Annotated in this window: 1 pseudogene; it reads left to right on the top strand. The window is 75.2% G+C overall.

Features of this window, described 5'->3' with window-relative positions:
* A pseudogene (locus tag ACFFNX_RS51115) lies at positions 1-987 on the top strand (helix-turn-helix transcriptional regulator); the annotation flags it as partial.

Genomic DNA, 987 nt, shown 5'->3' with positions numbered 1-987 from the left:
ATCTCCCGGCGGTCGCGCGCGGCGCGCGTCTGCGCGCTGATGGAACGCATGCTCGGCCGTCCGCACCAGGGCCGTACCGTGCTCCTGGACGAGTTGCACCGGATCTCCGACCCGCGCTCGGCCGCCGCCGTACGGTTGCGGCTGCGGCTCGTCGCCGACAGCCTGATCCGCAGCGACTTCCGGGCCGCCAACGCCGTGCTGGAGCTGATGCCCGACAGCGCGCCGGAGTGGGAGCCCGGGCTGGAGATGGCGACCGCGTCGCTGCGCCCGCTGCCGTCGCTGGCCGCCGGGCGCATCGCCGACGCGGTGCGGCACATCGACCGGGCCGACCGCCTCGTCGCCGCGGCGCCCGACGAGCACCTCGCCGAGTGGATGGACATCATCACCTGGCTGTGCTGGACCGAGACCATGATGGGACGGCACCAGAGCGCCCGGCGGCGCTTCGACCGCGCCATCACGGTCGCCCGGTCCACCGGGCAGAGCTACATGGTCCCCCACCTGATGGCGGGCCTGGCGCGCGCCCTCGTCATGCTCGGCCGGCTCGCCGACGCGGCGATCGCCGCCGAGGAGGCCGCCGGGGTGGCGCGGCTGCTCGGCACGGGCCAGGAGCTCGTCATGGCGCTCACCCAGCAGTGCCTCGTGGCGAGCTGGACCGGCCACGACGAGGAGGCCCTGCGGTTCGGGGAGCAGGCCATGGCCCTGTCCGCCGACACGGTCGAGTGGTGGGGCGCGATGGCCCAGTACGTCCACGCGCTCGCGCTCGTCAACGCCGGCCGGGTCGACGAGGGCGCCGAGGCCCTGGTGACGGCCTGCAACGGATTCGTCCGGCCCAAGATCGATCCGGCCGCGCTGATGGCGTGCTGTGAGGTGATGGCCCGGATCGAGGCCGAGCGCGGACGGCGCGACGAGGCGCGGGTGTGGGCCGAGCGGGCCGGCAAGCTCGCGCATCCGAACGTCCCGGCCGGCGTCGGCCTCGCCGCGCTGGCC

Source organism: Actinoallomurus acaciae, assembly GCF_042429965.1.
In the GTDB taxonomy this organism is placed as follows: Bacteria; Actinomycetota; Actinomycetes; order Streptosporangiales; family Streptosporangiaceae; genus Actinoallomurus; species Actinoallomurus acaciae.
This window is presented reverse-complemented; position numbering and strand designations above follow the sequence as displayed.